This is a genomic window from Agromyces rhizosphaerae, assembly GCF_027925245.1.
Classification (GTDB): domain Bacteria; phylum Actinomycetota; class Actinomycetes; order Actinomycetales; family Microbacteriaceae; genus Agromyces; species Agromyces rhizosphaerae.
Map to the genome: position 1 here is coordinate 776405 of NZ_BSDP01000001.1, position 21435 is coordinate 797839.

General features: G+C 72.6%; 19 protein-coding genes. 7 read left to right on the plus strand and 12 right to left on the minus strand.

The window, feature by feature from the left end; all coding sequences use genetic code 11:
- The first annotated feature begins 111 nt into the window (after positions 1–111).
- Positions 112–2529: a glycoside hydrolase family 3 C-terminal domain-containing protein gene (locus QMG39_RS03715; RefSeq protein ID WP_281882502.1), complete on the plus strand. Its 2418-nt coding sequence runs from the start codon at positions 112–114 to the stop codon at positions 2527–2529.
- Positions 2530–2615: 86 nt separating this feature from the next.
- Positions 2616–5354 carry a glycoside hydrolase family 3 protein gene (locus QMG39_RS03720; RefSeq protein WP_281882503.1) on the plus strand — a complete coding sequence of 913 codons (2739 nt, stop codon included), beginning with the start codon at positions 2616–2618 and terminating at the stop codon, positions 5352–5354.
- 247 nt (positions 5355–5601) lie between these two features.
- Here QMG39_RS03720 and QMG39_RS03725 read toward each other — a convergent pair whose 3' ends face one another.
- The 3 genes from QMG39_RS03725 to QMG39_RS03735 form a co-directional block, all read right to left on the minus strand.
- Positions 5602–6234: a GyrI-like domain-containing protein gene (locus QMG39_RS03725; RefSeq protein WP_281882504.1), complete on the minus strand. Its 633-nt coding sequence runs from the start codon at positions 6232–6234 to the stop codon at positions 5602–5604.
- A 17-nt stretch (positions 6235–6251) separates the two neighbouring features.
- On the minus strand, positions 6252–6737 hold the full coding sequence (locus QMG39_RS03730; RefSeq protein WP_281882505.1) for a recombinase family protein: 486 nt from the start codon (positions 6735–6737) through the stop codon (positions 6252–6254).
- Between the two features lie 81 nt (positions 6738–6818).
- Positions 6819–7997 carry a hypothetical protein gene (locus QMG39_RS03735; RefSeq protein WP_281882506.1) on the minus strand — a complete coding sequence of 393 codons (1179 nt, stop codon included), beginning with the start codon at positions 7995–7997 and terminating at the stop codon, positions 6819–6821.
- A 233-nt stretch (positions 7998–8230) separates the two neighbouring features.
- On the opposite strand from QMG39_RS03735, the gene QMG39_RS03740 reads away from it, so the two are divergent.
- Positions 8231–8887, plus strand: coding sequence for an FMN-dependent NADH-azoreductase (locus tag QMG39_RS03740; RefSeq protein ID WP_281882507.1), 657 nt, complete (start codon positions 8231–8233; stop codon positions 8885–8887).
- Positions 8888–8941: 54 nt separating this feature from the next.
- On the opposite strand, the gene QMG39_RS03745 is transcribed toward QMG39_RS03740, so the two are convergent.
- The 4 genes from QMG39_RS03745 to QMG39_RS03760 all read right to left on the minus strand — a co-directional run bounded on the left by QMG39_RS03745 (position 8942) and on the right by QMG39_RS03760 (position 12081).
- The gene (locus QMG39_RS03745) at positions 8942–9661 is read right to left on the minus strand and encodes an SDR family NAD(P)-dependent oxidoreductase (protein WP_281882508.1); all 720 of its coding nucleotides are present in this window, start codon (positions 9659–9661) and stop codon (positions 8942–8944) included.
- A 56-nt stretch (positions 9662–9717) separates the two neighbouring features.
- Positions 9718–10194, minus strand: a complete 477-nt coding sequence (locus QMG39_RS03750) for a PNPOx family protein (protein ID WP_281882509.1) — start codon at positions 10192–10194, stop codon at positions 9718–9720.
- 158 nt (positions 10195–10352) lie between these two features.
- Complete coding sequence (locus tag QMG39_RS03755; protein ID WP_281882510.1) at positions 10353–11330, minus strand: alpha/beta hydrolase; 978 nt, start codon at positions 11328–11330, stop codon at positions 10353–10355.
- 91 nt (positions 11331–11421) lie between these two features.
- A complete protein-coding gene (locus tag QMG39_RS03760; RefSeq protein WP_281882511.1) occupies positions 11422–12081 on the minus strand; it encodes a class I SAM-dependent methyltransferase in 660 nt (219 codons plus the stop codon).
- Positions 12082–12171: 90 nt separating this feature from the next.
- Here QMG39_RS03760 and solA point away from each other — a divergent pair, with 90 nt between their 5' ends.
- Positions 12172–13347, plus strand: a complete 1176-nt coding sequence (gene solA / locus QMG39_RS03765) for an N-methyl-L-tryptophan oxidase (protein ID WP_281882512.1) — start codon at positions 12172–12174, stop codon at positions 13345–13347.
- Positions 13348–13492: 145 nt separating this feature from the next.
- On the plus strand, positions 13493–14170 hold the full coding sequence (locus tag QMG39_RS03770; RefSeq protein ID WP_281882513.1) for a hemerythrin domain-containing protein: 678 nt from the start codon (positions 13493–13495) through the stop codon (positions 14168–14170).
- A gap of 22 nt (positions 14171–14192) precedes the next feature.
- Here the strand turns inward: QMG39_RS03770 and QMG39_RS03775 are convergent, their stop codons facing one another.
- The 3 genes from QMG39_RS03775 to QMG39_RS03785 all read right to left on the minus strand — a co-directional run bounded on the left by QMG39_RS03775 (position 14193) and on the right by QMG39_RS03785 (position 16821).
- On the minus strand, positions 14193–14612 hold the full coding sequence (locus QMG39_RS03775) for a hypothetical protein (RefSeq protein WP_281882514.1): 420 nt from the start codon (positions 14610–14612) through the stop codon (positions 14193–14195).
- A 65-nt stretch (positions 14613–14677) separates the two neighbouring features.
- The gene (locus QMG39_RS03780; RefSeq protein WP_281882515.1) at positions 14678–15730 is read right to left on the minus strand and encodes an NAD(P)-dependent alcohol dehydrogenase; all 1053 of its coding nucleotides are present in this window, start codon (positions 15728–15730) and stop codon (positions 14678–14680) included.
- Between the two features lie 239 nt (positions 15731–15969).
- A complete protein-coding gene (locus QMG39_RS03785) occupies positions 15970–16821 on the minus strand; it encodes a DUF4190 domain-containing protein (RefSeq protein ID WP_281882516.1) in 852 nt (283 codons plus the stop codon).
- Positions 16822–17004: 183 nt separating this feature from the next.
- Here QMG39_RS03785 and QMG39_RS03790 point away from each other — a divergent pair, with 183 nt between their 5' ends.
- Positions 17005–17736, plus strand: a complete 732-nt coding sequence (locus tag QMG39_RS03790) for a TetR/AcrR family transcriptional regulator C-terminal domain-containing protein (protein ID WP_281882517.1) — start codon at positions 17005–17007, stop codon at positions 17734–17736.
- 191 nt (positions 17737–17927) lie between these two features.
- Here QMG39_RS03790 and QMG39_RS03795 read toward each other — a convergent pair whose 3' ends face one another.
- Entirely contained in the window at positions 17928–18563 is a 636-nt protein-coding gene (locus QMG39_RS03795) for a nucleoside/nucleotide kinase family protein (RefSeq protein WP_281882518.1), read from the minus strand.
- A gap of 298 nt (positions 18564–18861) precedes the next feature.
- Here QMG39_RS03795 and QMG39_RS03800 point away from each other — a divergent pair, with 298 nt between their 5' ends.
- Positions 18862–19533 (plus strand): cupredoxin domain-containing protein, encoded by a 672-nt coding sequence (locus tag QMG39_RS03800; protein WP_281882519.1) that lies wholly within the window; start codon positions 18862–18864, stop codon positions 19531–19533.
- A 90-nt stretch (positions 19534–19623) separates the two neighbouring features.
- On the opposite strand, the gene QMG39_RS03805 is transcribed toward QMG39_RS03800, so the two are convergent.
- Positions 19624–21402, minus strand: coding sequence for an alkaline phosphatase D family protein (locus QMG39_RS03805; protein WP_281882520.1), 1779 nt, complete (start codon positions 21400–21402; stop codon positions 19624–19626).
- Positions 21403–21435: the final 33 nt, after the last annotated feature.

Sequence of the window (21435 nt, forward strand, 5' to 3'; positions counted from 1 at the left end):
GGAAATTGGCTATCATCGTGGCGCGCAGTTCGAGGGCCGAGCGTCATCGACACGACGCCACCACCACCCCCGCCGTGGGATCCCGAGCACACGGCACCCGAGGAACCACGCATGTTCGACACGCATCGCAGCAAGATCGCGCAGATGACCCTGGCCGAGAAGGCCTCGCTCATGTCGGGCGCGAACTTCTGGAACACGAAGCCGCTCGACCGCCTCGGCATCCCGTCGATCATGCTCACCGACGGCCCGCACGGCCTGCGCAAGCAAGGCGGCGCCGCCGACCACCTGGGCCTGAACGCCAGCATCCCGGCCACGTGCTTCCCGCCCGCGGCCACGCTCGCCCACAGCTGGGACGTCGACCTGCTCGCGCGCGTCGGCGAGACGCTGGGCTCCGAGGCATCCGCCGAAGCCGTCAGCGTGCTGCTCGGCCCGGGCCTCAACATCAAGCGCAACCCGTTGGCCGGTCGCAACTTCGAGTACTTCTCCGAGGACCCGCTGCTCGCGGGCACGCTCGCCGCCGCGTACATCCGCGGCCTCCAGTCGACCGGCGTCGCCGCGTCGGCCAAGCACTTCGCAGTCAACAGTCAGGAGACGCACCGCATGTCGATCGACGAGGTCGTCGACGAGCGCGCGCTCCACGAGATCTACCTCGAGGGCTTCCGCATCGCCGTCACCGAGGGCGGCGCCTGGACCGTGATGAGCTCGTACAACCGGGTCAACGGCACCTATGCGAACGAGAACCACCCGCTGCTCGTCGACGCGCTGCGCGACCGCTGGGGCTTCGACGGCCTCGTCGTCACCGACTGGGGCGGCAGCAACGACCGCGTCGCCGGGCTCATCGCGGGCAATGCCCTCGAGATGCCCTCGACCGACGGCGTGACCGACGCCGAGATCGTCCGCGCCGTCGAGGCCGGCACGCTCGACGAGTCGGTGCTCGACGCGCGCGTCGCCGAGCTGCTGACGCTCATCGAGCGCACCAAGCGAGCAGAGCCCGGCGCGCCCGCCGATCTCGCTCGCCACCACGAGCTCGCGACCGATGCCGCCCGGCGCTCGCTCGTGCTGCTCGCCAACCGCGACCAGACGCTCCCCCTCTCCCCCGCGGCCGGCCGCGTCGCGGTCATCGGCGACTTCGCCGAGACGCCGCGCTACCAGGGCGCGGGCAGCTCGCTCGTGAACCCGACCCGGGTCGACGCGCCGCTCGACGCACTGCGCGACACCGACCTCGACGTGATCGGCTTCGAGCCCGGGTTCTCGCGTCGCGACGGGGCATCCGCCCGCCGTCGCCGCCGCGCCGTCGCGCTCGCCCGCCGCGCCGACGTGGTGCTGCTCTTCCTCGGGCTCGACGAGTCGGCCGAGGCCGAGGCCGTCGACCGCAGCCACATGCGCCTCGCGCAGAACCAGCTCGACCTCGTCGACGAGGTGCTCGCCCTCGGCACGCAGGTCGTCGTCGTGCTCGCCGGCGGTGCGCCGGTCGAGCTGCCGTTCGCAGACGACGTGCACGCGATCCTCCACTCCTCGCTCGCGGGCCAGGGCGGCGGCCGCGCGATCGCCGACGTGCTGACCGGCGCCGTGAACCCCGGCGGCAAGCTCGCCGAGACCTACCCGCTCGCCTACGAGGACGTGCCGTCGTCGGGCACCTTCGGCCGCACCGAGGCAACCTCGGAGCACCGGGAGAGCATCTACGTCGGCTACCGCTACTTCGACAAGGTCGGCGCGCCCGTGCGCTACCCGTTCGGCCACGGCCTGAGCTACACCGAGTTCGCCTACGCCGACCTCGTCGTGGGCGACGGGCACGCGGAACTCGCCGTCGCGAACCTCGGCGATCGCGCGGGCAGCGAGATCGTGCAGCTCTACCTCGAGGCGCCGGATGCCGCCGAGGGCGCGTTCCGAGCGCCGCGCCAGCTCGTGGGCTTCGCGCGCGTCGACCTCGAGCCGGGCGAGCACGCCACCGTGCGCATCGGGTTCGCCGAGCACGCCTTCGACGCGTGGGACGTCGAGACGCACGACTGGCGGCGCGTGCCCGGACGGCACACGCTGCTCGCCGGCGCGTCCTCCCGCGACATCCGCCTGCGCGCCCCCATCGACGTCGACGGCGAGCCGTGGGCCCTGCCCTGCGCCGAGACGCTGCCGAACTACGCGACCGGCGACCTCGCCGCGGTCGACGACGCCGAGTACGAGCGACTGCTCGGGCGCCCGCTGCCCGACGCGCACTGGCCGGTCGGCCGGCCCCTCACCCGCGACGACATCGTCGCGCAGACCGCGGGGCGCGGCGGGTTCGCCGGGTTCCTGCACGGGCTCATCGTGGCGACCAGTCGCACGCTCATGCGCCTCGGCCGGCCGCACGCGGCGAACAACGTGCGCTTCGCGCTCGACCTGCCGTTCCGCTCGATCGCCCGCATGTCGAACGGCACGTTCGACGACGCGATGCTCGCCGGCCTGCTGCAGATGGTCAACGGCCGCTTCTGGCACGGCTCGGGCGCACTCCTCGGCGCCTGGTTGCGCCACCTCCGACGTCGGCGGGCGCGCTAGCGCCCGTCACGCACGTGCGCCGCCCACCGGCGGACGCACCCCCGAGCGAGCGCAGGCGCTCGCGACACCCCGCAAGGAACAAGGAAATGTCACCCCGCAAGGAACGCAAGCAGGAAGCGGTCGCCCGCGTCGCGGCCGAGAAGGCAGCGAAGCGCGAGCGCCGCGCCGAGCTGAAGGCGATGTCGCCCGAGGCACGGAAGGCGGCCAAGGCCGCCGACCGCACCGCGGCACGCGACGCGAAGAAGTCCGCGAAGGCCGCGCGCAAGCTCGAACGGAAGAGCATGACCCGCGCCGAGCGCCGTGACGCCCGCAAGCGCGAGCGCGTCTACCGCAAGGTCAGCCACCGCCCCCGCCGCATCGTCGGCTGGAGCGTCGTCGCGGTCGCGATCATCGGCATCGGCGCGCTGGTCGCGCCGATCGTCGGCAACATCTCGCGCCTGCTCAGCATCGAGGTCGACTCGACCACCGCCGAGGGGATCGCCGCACGCGAGTACGGCACGGAGCTCGCGGGCGAGATCTCCGACGAGGGCATCGTGCTGCTCGAGAACGACGGGGTGCTGCCGCTGGCCGAAAAGACGGTCAACGTCTTCAGCTTCGCCTCGTTCAACCTCCGCTATGGCGGCGGCGGCTCGGGCGGCGCCGACCAGTCGAGCGCCGTCACGCTCTACGACGCGCTCGAGCAGCAGGGCATCTCCTACAACCCCGAGCTCCAGGCCGCGATGGTCGAGGCCGGCGCCTCGTCCGAGACCGGTTCGAGCAACGGGCTCATCCAGATCCTCAGCATGCTGGGCGGCGGCGGCGCCGAGGAGCCCGCCCCCGACTACCTCACCGACGACGTGATGTCGCAGGCGGCGGAGTTCTCCGACACCGCGATGGTCGTGCTGGGCAACGACGGCGTCGAGGCATCCGACTTCACCGTCGACCAGCTCCGCCTGACCGACGAGCAGCGCGAGCTCCTCGACGTGGTCACCGGCACCTTCGACGACGTCGTCGTCGTGGTCAACTCGGGCAACCAGATGGAGCTCGGCTTCCTCGAGGAGTACCCCGAGATCACCGGCGCGCTCTGGATCGGCACCCCCGGCCCGCAGGGCGCGGTCTCGCTCGCGAAGATCCTCGACGGCGAGGTGAACCCGTCGGGTCACCTCACCGACACCTACGCCTACGACGTCTCGAGCGCCCCCGGCGTCGAGAACTTCGGCGACTACCCGTACGACAACGTCGACCGCGCCCTCATCGAGTACGAGGAGGGCATCTACCTCGGCTACCGCTACTACGAGACCCGGTACGCCGGCGACGAGGCGGGCTACGCCGAGGCCGTGCAGTACCCGTTCGGCCACGGCCTGAGCTACACCGACTTCGAGTGGGCGGTGGCCGCGCAGCCCGTCGTCGACGACCAGGTGGGCGTCGAGGTCACCGTGACCAACACGGGCGACGTCGCCGGCAAGGACGTCGTGCAGGTCTACTTCTCGGCCCCGTACACCGAGGGCGGCATCGAGAAGTCGGCCATCGAGCTCGCGGCCTACGGCAAGACGTCGCTGCTCGAGCCCGGCGAGTCGGAGACCCTCTCGCTCGCCTTCGACGTGCGCGACATGTCGTCGTGGAGCACCGAGCTCGGCGCCTACGTGCTCGAGGCCGGCACCTACGAGATCTTCGTGTCGACGAACGTGCACGCGCCCGTCGCGAGCTTCGAGACCGAGATCGCCGACGAGGTCGTCTACGAGACGGATGCCACCACCGGCACCGAGCTCGAGAACCGCTTCGAGGACGCCTCCGGCGACCTCACCTACCTCTCGCGCGACGACTGGGAGGGCACCTGGCCCGATGCGTCGGACGTCGCCACCGAGGCATCCGATGAGCTCGTCGAGGCCATGTTCCCCGAGTTCGAGGCGGTGGACGGCGACGTGCCGACCACCGGTGCGGACAACGGGCTCGTGCTCGCCGACCTCGTCGGCCTCGAGTACGACGACCCGCAGTGGGACGCCTTCCTCGACCAGATGACGCTGGAGGAGCAGACCGAGATCTTCGCCAAGGGCGCGTACATGACCGAGGGCATCGAGCGCCTCGGCATCCCCGCTGCCGTGCTGCTGGACGGCCCCGCCGGCATCAGCTACTTCTTCGGCGACATCACCGCGGCCGCGTTCCCGACCGAGGTGGTCATCGCCTCGACCTGGAACGACGAGCTCGCCTACGCCATGGGCGAGGCCGTCGGCACCGAGGCGAACGCCTACGGCGTGCAGGGCTGGTACGCACCCGGCATGAACCTGCACCGCACCCCGCTCGGCGGCCGCAACTTCGAGTACTTCTCGGAGGACCCGCTGGTCTCGGGCAAGATGGGCGCCGCGATGGTCGCGGGCGCGGAGAGCCGCGGCGTGATCACGTTCATGAAGCACTTCGCGCTCAACGAGCAGGAGGTCAACGCCCGCTCCGGCGTGCACGTGTGGGCCGACGAGCAGGCGATCCGCGAGCTGTACCTGCGCCCGTTCGAGATCACCGTCACCGAGGGCGGCGCGAGCGGCGCGATGAGCTCGTTCATCCACATCGGCCCGACCTGGTCGGGCGGCAACGAGGCGCTGCTGCAGGAGGTGCTCCGCGGCGAGTGGGGCTTCGACGGCATCGTCTCGACCGACGCCGTGCTGGGCGCCTTCATGGACCCGGCCCAGGCCGTGCGCTACGGCAACGACCTGATGCTCGCGGTCATGCCGACGAGCGTCGCGTCGACCATCGAGGCCGAGCTCGAGGCCGACCCGGTCGGCGTCGGTGAGGCGCTGCGCGAGCGCGTGCACACGGTGCTCTACGCGCTGACGCAGACCGACCTCTTCGAGTAGGTCTCGCGCGCGAGTTGCGGGCCCCGGGGCGATGCCTCGGGGCCCGCACCCGTCTCCGAGGTCTCGAGACCCGTCAAAACCCTGCGCTCTGAGCCCCGAAAGCGCACCCTATTGACGGGTCTTCCGCGTTGCGTCGCGATGAGGTCTCGAGACCCGTCAAAATCCTGCGCTCTCAGGCCCGGAAGCGCAGCTTTTTGACGGGTCTCGTGCGGGGTGGGCCAAGGCGAGGGCGGGCAGATGCCGCGGGCTACGCGGGGCGCACGGGCTGGCGCAGCACGGTGCGCAGCTTCTCGGGCGCGGCGCGGCGCGGGTCGCTCAGGTAGACCTCGTGGTGCGGACCGTTGAAGGTGACCCCGTGCGCGGGCATCCACTCGTCGTGGAGTCGGGCGAGCGTGGGCGCCTCGTCGGCGAACGGCCCGAGGTGGAGGACCTGCGCGGACGACCCCTCCTCGATGGTCTGCAGGCGCAGCCGGTCGAGCGCCGGCGAGTCGCGCTTCGCGCGGGCCGCGGCGACGGCCCGGTCGATCGCGTCATGGTCGATCCAGTCGGGCTGGTGGATGAGCAGCGTCCACTTCCAGGCATCCCGATCGCCCCTCGTGAAGGCCGTCGGGTCGTCGGCCCACCAGAGCCCCTCGAGCGGGGCGACCACGAAGTCGCGCCCGAGCTCGCGCTTGCTCGCGAACTTCGCCGCGTAGGCGACCGGGTACAGCGTCTCGACCGCCTCGAGGTACACGGGGCTCACCCCGGGCGACCCCTGCCCGTCGATCGCGAGGTACTGCAGCGGCGGCACGTCGACCAGCGCCCAGTCCTTCGCCGTCGGCGCGTACAGCTCGCGGTGCGCGCGCTTGACGTCGTACTTCTCGCCCGCCTCGCCGCTCACCGCGCCCGCTCGCGGTCCTAGGCCTGTGCGTCCGTCAGGTGCGGCGCCCCGTGGTTCACGACCTTCACGACGAGGTTGTGCTTGGCCAGCGCGCGGATCGTGCGCGTCACCTCGTCGGACTGCCGACCGAGCGCCCGCTCATTCGCGACGACCAGCACGTCACCGGGCCGCAGCGTGTCGAACAGCCGCCCGAGCCGCTGTTCCCAGTTCTCCTCGGTCTCGGGCGCGGGGTAGCGGAAGTCGAGGATGTCGACGCCGAACCGCGCGAGGTCCATGCGCTGGTCGTACACGGGCGGCATGTCGTCGCGCGCGACCACGAGCCCCACGAGCCGCGATCCGTCGGGCCGCGCCTTCCACCAGAACTGGTTGCGCTGCAGCTCCTCGAAGCACTCCGGGCAGCCGATGGCGTGGTGGCCCGGCACGTGCGCGCTCTCGGGGGCATCCGCCGCGTCTGGGGCAGCATCGGATGCCGCATCCATCGCCGGTTCCGTCAGCTCACCCATGCGCACCTCCACGTCGCCTTCCATTCTCCCCGAAACCGCCGACCTCCGGGGTGGGCGCACACTCGCGCAGACCCCCGCACGCTACGGCGCGACCTCCGCCGACGCCTTCTGGGCCATCGGGGTGCCGTCCGACACGGCCCGAAGCGTGACGACGACCACGTACGTGCCACCCTCGCGAAGCCGGGGCACCCAGACCATGGCGGGGCCTCCATCGTCGGCGGTGTCCGCGACCATCCGGTACGCGATGCGCTCCGCGGCCCACTCGTCGGGGACGTCGGTACCGTTCAGCGACCAGGTCAGTTCCACGGGGACGCCCTTCAGCCCCTTGAGTCGCACGTCCACGCTGAACGTCCACCCCTGCAGGTCCAGTCCGTCGGACCCCTCCTCGGTCGCCACCGATGCGAGGGTGGCCGCAAGACGCGCCGCCAGTTGGGTCCGGGTGAGGGGTGTGCCTTCGGGGCCGTTGAAGCCGCCGGGCGACGCGTAGGCGGCCTGCGCGGCGGAGAGCCCGTAGGGCGCGAGCACGGGATCGTCCAGGATCTCGCCGATCTCGATCGTCGAACCACCAGGGCCGACTCGGGGTGTCGATGTCGCGCCCGAGCGGTCGTCGGTCGCAGGTTCGGTCGGACCGGGGTTCGTCTGCGTCCACCCAGGCCCCTGCACCGATTGCCGCGGGTCCACCGAGCAGCCGGGGCGATCGCCGCACGTGGGCTCGGGATCGTCGGTGGGCTCGGGATCGTCGGTGGGCTCGGGGTCCTCGGCGTCCACGTCGAGCGGGGCGTTCTCCTCGGCGGGAGGCGCGGTCTGCTCCGGCCCGACGAACTCGAAGGTGGTCGCGGACTCCGCATCCTCACCCGTGGCCACGACGCGCACCACGACGCGCACGATGCCGTCACCGACCGACTCCGACCCGATCAGCGTGGCGACCCCCGGCGCAGCGGAGGCCGACGCATCGGACTGCAGTGGATCCTCCGAGCCGTCGTACTTTTCCACGAACTCTCGGAGCGTCGCCCAGTCGATGCGCTCGACCGACCGGATCTCGGCGAGGTCCTGCAGGTCCTCCGGCGGCTGGAACCGCTCGAGGATGCTCCCCCACAGCGCGAGCATCGCAAGGAGCGCCCCCGCGATCGCGCCGCCGCTGATGATCAGCACCTTCATGCGGCGGTACCAGGGTTCGGGTGTGTTCGACGGCTCAGCGCCCGGAGAGACGTCGTCGCGCTCCAGCGCGGTCGGGCTCGCGGGCTCGTTCTCCTGGTTCACGGCAATCCCCTGTCCGGTGTCCGGCATGCGGTGGATCGGGTTCGATGCTGCCACCGGCGGCGCGCCCGCGCCTCAGGGCCGATGCGGGTTCACCTCAGCGCTAGCCCGGGCAACGGGCCGCCGGGTCCGGAACCGGTAACCCCGCAGAAACAGTTCCCGAGTAATCTTCACGTTCACAGTCGTGAGGACTGGGCAACACCTGCACTGCACACCCGACGCGAGTGAGGTCACCAATGAAGTTGCTCCACATCATCGCCAGTCCCCGCATCGAGAAGTCGAACACGCTGCGCGTATCCGCGGCGTTCCTCGACGAGCTCGACGCCACCGTGCCCGACCTCGAGGTCGAGACGCTCGACCTCTTCGCCGAGTCGCTGCCCGGGCTCGCGGGCGCGAACATCGACGCGAAGTACTCGCTCATGGCCGGCGCCCCGGTCGACCCGACGCACGCCGACTCGTGGGAGCGCATCGAGCACACCATCGAGCGCTTCCTCGCGGCCGACGCGTACCTCATCTCGACGCCGCTCTGGAACCTCGGCACGCCCTACGCGCTGAAGTACTACATCGACTGCATCGTGCAGCCCGGCTACCTGTTCCGCTACAACGAGCAGGGCTACCCCGTGCCGCTGGTGCACGACCGGAAGATGGTCGTCGTCACCTCCTCGGGCAGCGACTACTCGCCCGGCAGCCCGCTGCAGGCGCTCAACTTCCAGGAACCGTACCTGCGCGCCATCTTCGGCTTCGTCGGCATCACCGACATCACGTTCGTGCACGGCCACGCGATGGACGCGTCGCCGACGCACCGGGCCGACGGCATCGCCAGCGCGATCGACGAGGCTCGCGTCGTGGCGAGCTCGGAGGCGTGGCGGGACGGCGACGTCGAGGTGGCGTAGCGGCGTCAGGATCGACGGGTCGGCAGCACGGGCGAGCGGATGCCCCCGGGCCGGTCACCAGCCCAGTTCGCGCCCGTCGCGGGTGAGGGTGCCGGGGTCGACGCTGCCGGGCAGGAGCGCGGGCCAGAGCACGCTCTCGGCGCCCACCGCGGGCGGCCGGGCGCCCATCTGCTCCATGTCGGGCGAGGTCGCGGTGAGTCCGGGGTCGACGCCGTACACCTCGATGCCCTCGGGGGCGAGCTCCGTCGCGGCCTTGCGCACGAGCGCGTGCACGGCCGCCTTCGACACCGCGTAGCCCGCCGCGCCGGGGCTCGACGTGATGCCGAACCGCGGGTCGGAGTGGGAGCCGGCCCCACTGCCGACGACGATCACCTGGGCGTCCTTGGCGCGCCGCAGGGCAGGCAGGAACGCCTGCAGGGTGCGCCAGGTGCCGAGCACGTTGACCTCGAACGAGTCGAGCACGTCCTCGAGGTCGGCCGTCGACGCGGTCTGGTCCCACGGCGCGAACCGCGCGGCGTTCGCGACGAGCAGGTCGAGCGCGCGTCCGTCGAACGTGCGGGCGACCTCCTCGAGCTCACCCGCGTCGTGCAGGTCGCCGCGCATGATCGTGACACCCTCCACGTCGGCGAGCACCTCACTCGCCCTGGCCGGATCGCGCACCACCGCCGTCACGGTCCAGCCGGCCCTCACCAGCCTGCGCACCGCCGCGGCGCCGATGCCGCGTCCTCCTCCGGTCACGACCGCGGTCCGGATGTTCTCGTCGCCCTCGGGCATCCGCTCGCCCCTTCTCGGCGCGCGCCGCGCCGCTCATCGTCCGTCGGGTCGCGCGCTCAGGTGCGCAGCACCAGCGCCTCGCGCACGCCGAACACGCCCAGGATCCACGGCTCGTCGGTCGCGAACACGGTGTCCTCGATCGGCACGATCGCGGGGTCGTGCACCACGTGGGTCTCGCCGTCGTGCTCGAGCACGGCCGAGCCCGCCGCGACCACGTTGCGCACCCACTGCGCGCCCGACCCGTACGGCAGGGCGACGACGAATCCGCCCGCGGTCGGCTTCGCCCCGATCGGCGTCGAGTACTCCGTGCCGGTCGACCGCCCGACGTGGTGGATGACCGACGTCTCCTCGCCCTTCTTCCCGGCCGTCTTCAGCGTCTCGGGGTTCACGGTCTCGTTGAGGAATCGCCGCATCGGCTCGAGGATCCGCGGGTCCTGCGTGCGGAACCCCCGCACCAGCGTCGCGACGAACGCGGCGATCGCGACGAGCGCGACACCGAACAGCACCAGCAGCACGCGCCAGAAGACCTTCATCGCCCGGTCCCCCGTCGCATCCGCACCGTCGTCTCGCCCATGCCGATCCCCCGATCATCCCGGTCGCGTCAGTCCTTGACGCACCCCAGCGTAGGGGCGGATGCCGCGCGGCGACAGGCCCCGGAACGGGGGCGACCCCGGCGGTGCGGCTCCCGGCCTCAGGAGGCGTTCGACGCGACCCCCAGGCGCGCGGCGAGCCACTCCTCCGCCCGGCGGCGGAACGCCTTCGCCATCTCGCTCGACCACGCGATCGTCTCGAAGCCGTGCGGTGCGCCCGGCACGACGTCCGTCGTGACCTCGACGCCCGCCGCCCGCAGCGCCTCGGCGTAGGCGACGTCCTCGTCGTGGAACAGGTCGATGTCGCCGACCCCGACCCAGGCCGGCGGAAGTCCGGCGAGGTCTGCCCGGCGCGCGGGAACGGCGTAGGCGGGCACCTCGGCCGCGCCCGGCGCCGCCCCCAAGTACGAACGCCAGCCGACGAGGTTGTCGCGGTTCGACCAGGCGAAGTGGCGCCGGGCGTCGTGCGCCCTCGTGGCGGCCGTGCGGTCGTCGAGCATCGGGCAGTACAGCAGCTGCGCGGCCGGCTGCGTGCCGCCGAGGTCGGCGAGGCGCTGCGCGAGCGCCGCCGCGAGCCCGCCGCCCGCGCTCTGCCCGCCGACGGCGACCAGTTCCGGATCGAGTCCCCGCCCGGCGGCCTCGCGCTGCACCCACTCCCATGCGGCGACGCAGTCGTCGAGGGGTGCGGGGAACGGATGCGCCGGGGCGAGCCGGTACTGCACCGACACGACCGTGATGCCGAGGCGTGCCGCCAGCCCCGCGCACGCGCGGTCGTCCATCTCGGCGGCGCCGATCACGTAGCCGCCGCCGTGGATCCAGACCAGCGCCGCGCCGGACGCACCGGGCGGCGTGAAGACGCGCACGCCCGTGGCGGGCACGTCGAAGTCGACGACCTCGAGCGTCATTCCCTCGGCGAGGCGCGGCGGCGGCATGAGGCGCATCGCCCGGTTCGCAAGCCGACGCTGCCACGCACGACGCACCGCGATCGGCGGCGCCACCCGATAGGGCCTGCGAAGATCGGGATCGAGGTCCTCCGCGCGCATGCGCGTCGTCGCCGCAGGGGTGCCGGTGTCGCCCATCGATGCGTCCCTCCCGGTCGCACCCTCGCGACCGCCGTGCCGGAATGGTACGGATCGTATCCGATTCGTACACTTCGCGCGGAGCGCGTCCTCAGGCGCGCCGGGCGCGCAGCACGACGTCGGAGACGTGGTGGGACGACTCGTCCGCGGCATCCGCTCGCTGCCGGGTCTCGTCGACCTCGATCGCCCAGCCGTCGCCGAGCGCGGCAGCGAAGTCGGCGGGCTGCAGGTAGTCGTCGGGGTCGAAGCCGTGCTCGAGCGCGGTCGCGCGGTGCTCGGCGCCGTGGCCGACCACGAGCAGCGTGCCGCCGGGCGCGACCGCGTCGAGCATCGCGCCGATCGCCGTCGACGCCGTGTCCCGTCGCAGGGCGAGGTAGTGCCCCGCGACCAAGTCGAACGTGCGGCCCGGCAGCGGGTTGCCGGCGATGTCCGCCGCGACCCACTCGACGGATGCCCCTGCCTCGCCCGCAGCCCGCCGCGCGCGCTCGACCGCGACCGGTGACAGGTCGAGCCCCGTCACCGTCCACCCCCGCTGCGCGAGCCAGATCGCGTCGCCGCCCTCGCCGCTGCCCACGTCGAGCGCAGTGCCGGGCGCGTGCCCGTCGAGCTCGGCGACGAGCTGCGCGTTCGGCCGGCCGCTCCAGCGCTGCTCCGAGTCGGCGTAGCTGGCGTCCCAGTCGGCGGCCTCGTCGCCCGAGTGCCGGTGCGGTCCGTCGCCGTGGTCGTGGCCGTGGTGCTCGTGCGCGCTCATGCGACCAGCCAACGTGGCGCCGCGGCGCGCGTCAAGCCGGCGGCGTGGTCACCCCTCGCGCTCCGGCCCGCGGGCGACGAGAATCGCACCATGCCCACTCCCGTGACCTCCGACTTCGACGCCGACGTGGCCGTGATCGGCCTCGGCGCCGTCGGGTCGAGCGCCGCCTGGCAGCTCACCGTGCGCGGCCTCGACGTGCTCGGCTTCGAGCTGCACGAGCCCGGCCACGCACTCGGCGGGTCGACCGGGCGCACCCGCCTGTTCCGCGTCGCGTGCCTCGAGCATCCCGGCCTCGCCCCGATCGCGCGCCGGGCCCGCGCGCTGTGGCGCGAGCTCGAGGCATCCGCCGGCACGCCGCTGTTCATGCAGACGGGCGGCATCATGATCGGGCCTCCCGACTCGCACCTCATCACCGGCACGCTCCGCACCGCGGCCGCGCACGACCTGCCCGTCGAGCGGCTCGACGCCGAGGAGGTCGCGCGCCGGTTCCCCGGCCACGCGCGGATGGACCCGGGCGACGTCGGCGTCTTCGACCCCGAAGCGGGCATCCTGCGCCCCGAGGCGGCGATCGTCGCCGCCGCCGACGCTGCCCGGGCGATGGGCGCGCGCCTGCGCACGAGCACGCGCGTGACCGCGATCACGCCCGACGCCGACGGAGTGACCATCGAGACGGATGCCGCGAGCTACCGCGTGCGCCACGTCGCCGTCACCGCCGGGCCGTGGATCCCGCGGTTCGTGCCCGGCGCGCCGGTCGTGCCGCACCGCGTGGTGATGACGTGGTTCCGGGCGAAGCCGGGTCGCTCGGCCGCCCTCGACGTGCTGCCCGTGTTCATCCGCAGCGTGCCGGGGCGCGACACCTGGGTGTGGGGGCACGGGGCGATGCCCGAGTCCGCGCCGGGCGCGAGTGACGGCTTCGACGCGAAGGTCGGCCCCGAGTTCGACGGCCCGTTCCACGCCGACGACCCCGACGCGATCGACCGGGTCGTGCACCCCGGCGAGACCGACGAGATCCACGACCTCGTCGCCGCCACGTTCCCCGACCTCGACCCCGAACCGAGCGACGTGACGACCTGCATCATGGCGCACACACCGGACAACCAGTTCCTCGTCGGCCCGACCGCGCACCCGCGGGTGACGGTGGGCGGCGGATGCTCCGGGCACTCGTTCAAGCACGCCGCCGCGCTCGGCGAACTCGTGGCGCAGGCCGTCGCCGGCGAGGCATCCGCCCTCGACACCGGGTTCCTCGACCCGCGCCGGTTCGGCTGACGCGACCGGGCGCATCTGCGCCCACCCCTCGGAGGCACTGGCGGTCGTGTGCGCCGCGGCGCTATCGTGTGGCCGTCGGGCCGCCCGCCCGAGGCGGCCGGCGAGTCGACCGGGATCGGATCCCGGCGCGACCGGGGGAGGTATCATGGCCGCAGCAGCACTGCCGTCGAGCGGCGAGGCGCCGGAGGCGAAGACCTGCGACGCGCGCGGGATGGCGGAGATCCACCGCATGTTCAAGCGCGGGTTCGGCGAGGGGCCGGAGCTCGTGCGCGGCGTGCAGGGCGGCGACACGGCGCACGCCGAGGCCGTCGCGAGCCAGCTCGAGCTCATGTCGGTCGGCCTGCACGCGCACCACGAGGGCGAGGACGCGAAGCTCTGGTCGACGCTCGAGGCGCGGGCACCCAGCTGCGCCCTGCACGTCGAGCGGATGAAGGCGCAGCACGCGGAGATGCTCGTGCAGCTGCGGGCGCTCGACGCCGCGCTGCCCGCCTGGCGCACGACCGCCGGCGACCCGGCCGACGTGCTCGCCGCGCTCGACGGCATCAACGCCGCCCTCGACGTGCACCTGCCCGACGAGGAGACCAACATCGTGCCGGTGATCGAGACCACGCACACCCAGAAGGAACTGGAGTGGTACTCCGAGCACGGCCGCAAGGCCACGCCGAAGGGTCGCATGTGGGACCAGCTCGGCGCGATCATCGAGGCGCAGCCCGACGGCGACGACTGGCTGCGGCGGAACCTCCCCGGGCCGCTCCGCGTGATGTGGCGGGCCGTGGGCCGGAAGCGCTACGAGCGCACGCGCGCCGAGCTCGTCGGCGGCTGACTGCGGGGCATCCGTCGTCCGCCTACCGCCCCGGGTCGGGGGGCACGTCGGCCTCGACCAGACGACGGAAGTCCCGGACGCGGAGTCGCGGTGCACCAGCCTCGCGCAGGATCGCCCCGGTCACCGGGTGCCGGGTCTCGACTCCGACTCCCCCCGCGAGCGTGGTCGAGTAGCCGTACCGAGCCTCCGCCCCGACCGCGAACTGGAACTGGATCGACATCACCTGGCTCACGACGAGGCCGATCACGCTGACCAGCCCGGAGACCACGGTCGCTGCGGACGTCCCCTCGACCGGCCCCTCGGCGTCGGCGATCACCGAGACCCCGAACACCGCGACCGAGCACAGCATCACGATGGCGAGCGGCTTCGTCCTGCGGAGTCTCCGGTAGGCGGTCGGCGCAACGGGAAGCCGTTCGTTGCCGTCGGCGCCGTCGTGGTCCACGCGGGGAGCGTACCGGGGACGCGACGCCGATCCGCGCCGTGCGCAACGACTGTGGAATCGAGCCGCTACACGGCGACGGTGATGACCGCCTTGCCCGAGACCCGGCCGCCGACCAGGTCGTCCATCGCGCGACGCACGTCGGCGATCGGGTACGCCTCGGAGACCTGCGGGCGCACCTGGCCCGCGACGATCATCGTGGCGAGCCGCTCGATGCTCTCCTTCCGCTCGGCCGACATGAAGCCGAGGATGCGCTGCGTCGTGAACGCGTTGCGCAGCGGTGCGCTGAGCTGGCGCTGGAACCCGCCCATGAACCAGCCGCCGTCCTCGCCGCCGACCATCACGAGCGTGCCCTCGGGGGCGAGGATGCGCCGCAGCCGGCGGATCGGCGCGCGGCCGTTGATGTCGATGATGAGGTCGAAGCGCTCGTCGAGCGTGGTCACGTCGGTGGTGCGGTAGTCGACCGTGTGCGCCGCGCCGAGCGACCGCAGGAACTCGGCCTTGCCGGCGCTCGCGACGCCCGTCACCTCGGCACCGGATGCCACGGCGATCTGCACCGCGTAGTTGCCGACGCCGCCCGAGGCGCCCGTGACGAGCACCTTCTGCCCCGGCCGCACGCGGCCCTCGTCGACCACGGCCTGCAGCGCGGTCATGCCGGACACGGGCACCGCCGCGGCGGCCTCCGGGCTGAGCGACTCCGGACGCTTCACGAGCTTCGCGGTCGGCGCGACCGCGTACTCGGCGAAGCTGCCGGTGGCGACGCCGAACACCTCGTCGCCGATCGCGAGGTCGGTGACGCCCTCGCCGAGCGCGACCACGGTGCCGGCCACGTCGAGCCCGGGCACCGGGAGCTTCGGCCCGCGGAAGCCGAACATGAAGCGCACGAGGTACGGCTTGCCCGACATCAGGTGCCAGGTGCCGCGGTCGAGGCCGGCGGCCCGCACGCGGAGCAGCACCTCGCCCTCGCCGGGCTGCGGCACTGCGATGCGCCCCTGCTCGAGCATCTCGCTGCCGCCGTAGCGGTGCTGGAGCACCGCGTCCATCTCGGCGGGCACGGCGGGCACCGGCGCGGAGGCCTGCTCGGCGCCGGCCTGGTTCTGGGGAGTGGTCTGGGTCTGCATGGTCGTTTCCTTCATCTCGGGTCCGGAGGACGTTCACGAGGTTCGTACTTAGTACGGGAACCTGTGGGCGAGCGTACTCGTACTTTGTACGAAAGACAAGGGGTCGGATGCACCGAGTTCTCGACGTGGCTCCCAACCGCCCGTAGACGCCCGCATCCGCCCACAGACGCAGTTCGGGCCGGGATGCAGTCCGCATCCCGGCCCGAAGCCGATCCCGCGCGCCGTGGCGGCGCCGTCGCCTACACGTCGCCGAAGTACCAGGCGATGTCGCCGTAGATGTACCCGGTGCCCCAGGGGCCGTCGCCCGCGCCCTCGGTCGGGATCTCGATGATCACGACGCCGCTGACCGTCTCGCCGGTCGACACGGCGTCCATCTCCATGAGCAGACCGTCGTAGAGCACATAGGAGTCGAACCACTCGAGGCCGTCCGGCGCGATGAACGTGAAGACCAGCTCGGCCGGCGGCGCCTCGCCCGAGCCCACGTAGGTCGCGGTGACCGGCAGGCTCGCGAACTGCCGACCCGGTGCGGGCTCGGTGTTGAAGTCGCTCGCGGCGAGCACGTCGGCGGTGACATCGACGGTGGGCGCGCCCACGGCAACCTCCCACGCAGGGCCGTCCTCGTCGTTCACCACGACCGTGCTGCCGAACGGCAGCGGGTTGCCGGCGGCACCCGGCTCGGTCGAGACCGCGGGCGCCTCCTCCTCGACCTCATCGTCGGCGAAGCCCTCGACCACCTCGCCGTTGACGGTCACCTCGAGCGAGTCGTCGACGGCCGCCACGAACGCGGCCGCGTACACGACGCCCATGACGATCGAGAGCACCAGCGCGAGGCCGGAGAGGATCGTGCCCGTGATCGCCGCGCCGCGCTTCTTGTTCTTCAGCACGAGCGCGATGATGCCGAGCACGAGGCCGACGAACCCGATGAACCCACCGAAGAACCCGACGATCGGCAGCAGCGCGAGCACGAGCCCGACGATGCCGAGCACGAGGGCCGTGACCCCGAGCGGATTGCCGCCCGGGGAGGCGTGGGTCGGCGCGGGCGGCTGGACGTCTGCGGGAGCCGGCGCGGCCGACTGGGGAGTGTTCGACATGCGCGACATCCTCCCAGAGCGGAGTCTTGCGTCCGGGCTTTCTCACCCCCAGTTCGGGGGACGTGCGCGCCTGCGGCGGGCGCCCGGCCCGGTCCCGGTCCATCGGGCGATGCGGTAGGGTGTCGTACAAAGTACGAAGCCGCTGCGGGCACACGCGACCCGCGCCGGCGAGGAGGAGATCGCATGACCGAGACGACCGCGGCGCAGCATCCGCCCGCCCCTGCCACCGGAGCCGGCGGCACGGCGAGCACGGATGCCCCCGCCAGGCGGTCGCGCGGCTCGCTCTCGCGTGACGTCGTGCTCGACGGCGCGGTCGAGCTCGCCGACCGCATCGGCGTCGACGCGCTCACGATCCGCCGCCTCGCCGACCACCTGGGCGTGAAGCCCATGACGATCTACCACTACGTCTCGAACAAGGACGACATCATCGACGGCATGGTCGGCCGAGTCTTCGACGAGATCACGAGGCCGCCGCTGGACCTGCCGTGGAAGCAGGCGATCCGCATGCGATCCGAGTCGGCCCGGCACGTGCTGCGCCGCCACCCGTGGGCGCCGCCGCTCATGGAGTCGCGCACGAACCCCGACGCGAGCATCCTCGGCCACCACGAGGCCGTGCTCGCCGTGTGGTTCCAGGCCGGGTTCCCGATCGAGCTCATCGCCCACGCCGCCGCGGTGCTCGACGCGTTCCTCTACGGGTTCGCCATGCAGGAGGCGGCGCTGCCGTTCGGCGAGCGCGAGGGCGACCTGTCGGAGATCGCCGAGGAGCTGGTCACGCCGCTGTCGCCCGACGAGTACCCGCACATGGTGCGCTTCGCGACCGAGTACGTGATGCAGCCCGACTACGACTTCGGCCGCTCGTTCGACTACGGCCTCGACCTGATCCTCGACGGCCTGGAGGCCGCGCTCGCGCGCTGACCCACCGGCGCGTGCGTCCGCGCCCATGCGGTGTCGAAATGTCGGATGCCTCGAGCCGACGCCGGGCGTGTCGCCGTCGCCGTACGGCGTGTCGCCCGCCGCATCCGACACTTCGTCACCCGCTGCGCGCGAAGCGAAGGAGACCTCGGTCGTGTCGCCGCCGCAACGCGGCGTGTTGCGCGATTCGTCCTTCAGTTCGCACGCACGACCAGGTCGGCCGCGTCGCGCCGCGCGATGACGGCCCGCGCGTTCGGCTCGTCGACGTCGCGCACCCAGGCCGCGGCCGCATCCGGCGACTTGCCGAACTCGACGTGGCGCGCGACCAGGCGCGCGCGCCGCACGTCGTCGGGCGCGTCGACGAACCACGTCTCGGCCAGCACGGCCGGCACGAGCGACCACGGCTCGTCGCCCATCAGCAGGTAGTTGCCCTCGGTCACCACGAGCTCGACGCCCGGCTCGATGGCGACGGCGCCGGCGATCGGCTGCTCGAGCGTGCGCTCGAAGTTCGGCGCGTAGACGGTGTGCCGCGACTCGCGCACCCGGCGCAGCACCGCCAGGTACCCCCACCCGTCGAACGTGTCGATCGCGCCCTTGCGGTCGAGCCGGCCGAGTCGCGCGAGCTCGACGTCGGCGAGGTGGAACCCGTCCATCGGCAGCAGGGCGGTGCGGATGCCCCGGGCCGCGACGCCCGCCGCCACCGCGGCCGCGAGCGTGGACTTGCCCGCACCGGGTGCCCCGGCGATGCCCAGGATCGCGCGCGCTCCCCCGCCGGCCGGGCCGACCTCGGCGAGCGCAACCGCGCGCTCCACGAGTGCGTCGAGCTCCATCGCCTCAGCCTACGGTCGCCCGGCCCCGGCCGCGCCCGCGCCCGTCGCGCGGGGCCGACCCTGCTCGCCGACGCGGAGTTCCCGCACGACACGCCGCCACGCGGCATCCGCTCCCGGCGTGTCACCCACGATCTCCGCAGACACGTGCGCCCAGCACCGCGAACCCACCCCGCATCCGTCCAATCCGCCCGCCCCGCCGCTCCGAACTCCTCGCTGACGGCCGTTCCGATGCCGTCACGGGCCCGCCCGACGCGAGAGCGCGCGGCGCCCGACGACCAGCAGGACGAAGGAGTACCCGATGAGGAACGCAACACGAGCCGCACTCGCCGCCACGGCCGGCATCGCGCTGGCGATCGGCGGTGCGACCGCGGCGAACGCCGCCCACGACACGAACCCGTCGCCGAAGGTGGCGAGCTACAGCTACACCCTGAACGCGATCCAGCCGGCATCCGTGCCCGAGTCCGCCGCGAGCGGCACCACCCGCGTGAAGGCACTGCCGAACGGCAAGCTGCAGGTCACCGTCGAGGCGTGGGGCCTGTCGCCGAACCTGCCGCACGCGATGCACCTGCACGGCGTGCCCGGCGCGGCGACCGACATGGGCTGCCCCGGACCCGGCGCGGCCGGCGCCGACGGCGTCGTCTCGGTGGTCGACGGCATCCCGTTCTACGGCGGCATCCTGACCTCGCTCACGTCGACCGGCGACACCAGCCCGGCCAGCGCGCTCGCGCTCGACCGCTTCGCCACCGCCGACGCGAACGGCTACCTGTACTACCAGCGCACGTTCACCGACGTGCCGGGGTACACCGACGCCGGCACCGTGCAGGTCGTCGTGCACGGCATCGACTTCGACAGCAACGGCGCCTACGCCTTCAACGCGGACGACCCGTTCGCGAGCATGGCCTCGTCGCTGAGCGGCGCGATCCCGCTCGAGGCGACGGTTCCGGTGCTCTGCGGCGGCATCGCCAACTGACCGGGGGAACACGAGGGAAACACCAGGGGGAACGGGGCGGATGCCCCGGGGCCACGCGGCCCCGGGGCATCCGTCGTCTCAGCCGCAGTGTCAGCCGCGCCTCACCAGCGAGCGCGCGTCGGCCGCGGTCGCGCCCACCCATCGCCCGGCCCGCGACAGCGGCCCCGCGCCGTTCGAGCCGCCGTCACCGGGGCTCGGCGGCTCGACATCGCCGGGCGCACCGCGCGGACCCACCAGCACCCGCGCGACCTCCTCGAGCACCGGGTCCTCGGGCGCGCGCCCGGTCGTGTCGCCGGTGTGCCACGTCATCGTGAGCCCGTCGGCACCGTGCTCCAGCACCGAGAGGTTGTTGTCGAACCACGGCCCCTTCGTGGTGCGCCACTCGAACGGCGGATCGGGCACCTTCACCGAGCGGGCCGCCGCCGCGCCGAACGGCTTCGCGACGCCGTACGACATGACCACCGAGAACCAGCGCATCACGATCGGCAGCGGGTTGCGCACGGGCGAGCAGACCGCCTGCACGATGCGGCTGCCGCGGTCGCGCTCGACCTCGGCGACGTACGAGTAGTGCACGTCTCCCGAGAGCACCGTCACGGTCTCCGGGGCATCCCCCCGCTCGCCGTCGGCGACCTCGGTCGCGGCACGTGCCAGCTCCTGGAAGCTCTGCTGCCATGCACCCCAGTGCTCGAGGTCGACCGTCTGGCGCAGCTGCTCGCCGACCCATGCCGCGGCACCGCCCCACGCCCCCTGGGAGATCGCCTCGTCCCACGCCTCGACGTGGTGCAGCCCGATCGGCAGCAGCCAGGGCAACGAGGTCGCGACGAGCAGCTGGCGGAACCCGCCCTGCAGCTGCGCGTCGACCCATTCCCACTCGCCGTGGCCGACGAGCGCCCGCGCATCGGGGTCGAGATCGCGCGCCGCACGCGAGTCGACCACGACGAGCCGCAGGTCGCCGAAGTCGCGCACGAAGCTGAACCGGTAGGTCGACGGCTCGCGATCGACGCGGTCGGCGAAGTCGTCGAGCACGTCGCTCAGGTCGAGCTCGTGATCGCCGTCATGGGCGGCGATGCGCCGCCAGAGCTCGTCCTCCGCCCGCTCGGCGGGCGACAGGTTGCCGAGGTGCTGGTACACCCAGTACGACGCGAGGCCCGCGACGATGCGGCCGTGCCACCACGACGTCTGCTCCATCTTCCGCTTCCAGGAGAGCGAGGCATTCCAGTCGTCGCGCACGTCGTGGTCGTCGAAGATCATCGCGCTCGGCACCGTCGAGAGCAGCCACCGGTTCGCGTCGTCCGACCAGGCGAGCCGGTACAGGTGCGCGTACTCCTCGAAGTCCGTCAGCTCCTTGCCGGGCGGCTCGCTGAGCGAGCGCCGCTCGGCGATGAACTCCTGCATCGGCTTCGTGGTGACATCCGCGTACACCTGGTCGCCGAGCAGCAGGATCAGGTCGGGTCGCAGCCCGTCGTCCTCGACCATGGCGAGCGAGAACGCGCGCATCGCGTCGACGCCGTGCCGGCGGTTGCCGTACGCGTCGTGGCTCACGCTCGTGCGGCACGACCCCCACGCCATGCGTAGGCCGGCGTCGGGCGCGCGCGTCGCGATCACCGATGCGGGGGTGTCGGATGCCTCGGGCCACGCCCGCGCGCCGTCGACGAGCACCTCGTACTCGCGCCTGGAGCCGGGCTCGAGCCCGTCCACCTCGACGAGCGCGTAGTGGTGACCGTGCACCGCCCACGTCCTCGCGTGCCACTCGCGCCCGTCGGCGCCGACGGTGACCGTGGCATCCGCCGCCGTCTCGACCCAGACCGCGGCCGAGGTCTCGTCGGTGTAGCGCAGCATCGGTCCGAGGACGATCGGGGAATCCGCCATGCCGACGATTCTCGCCGCGCCGCCCGATTCCGT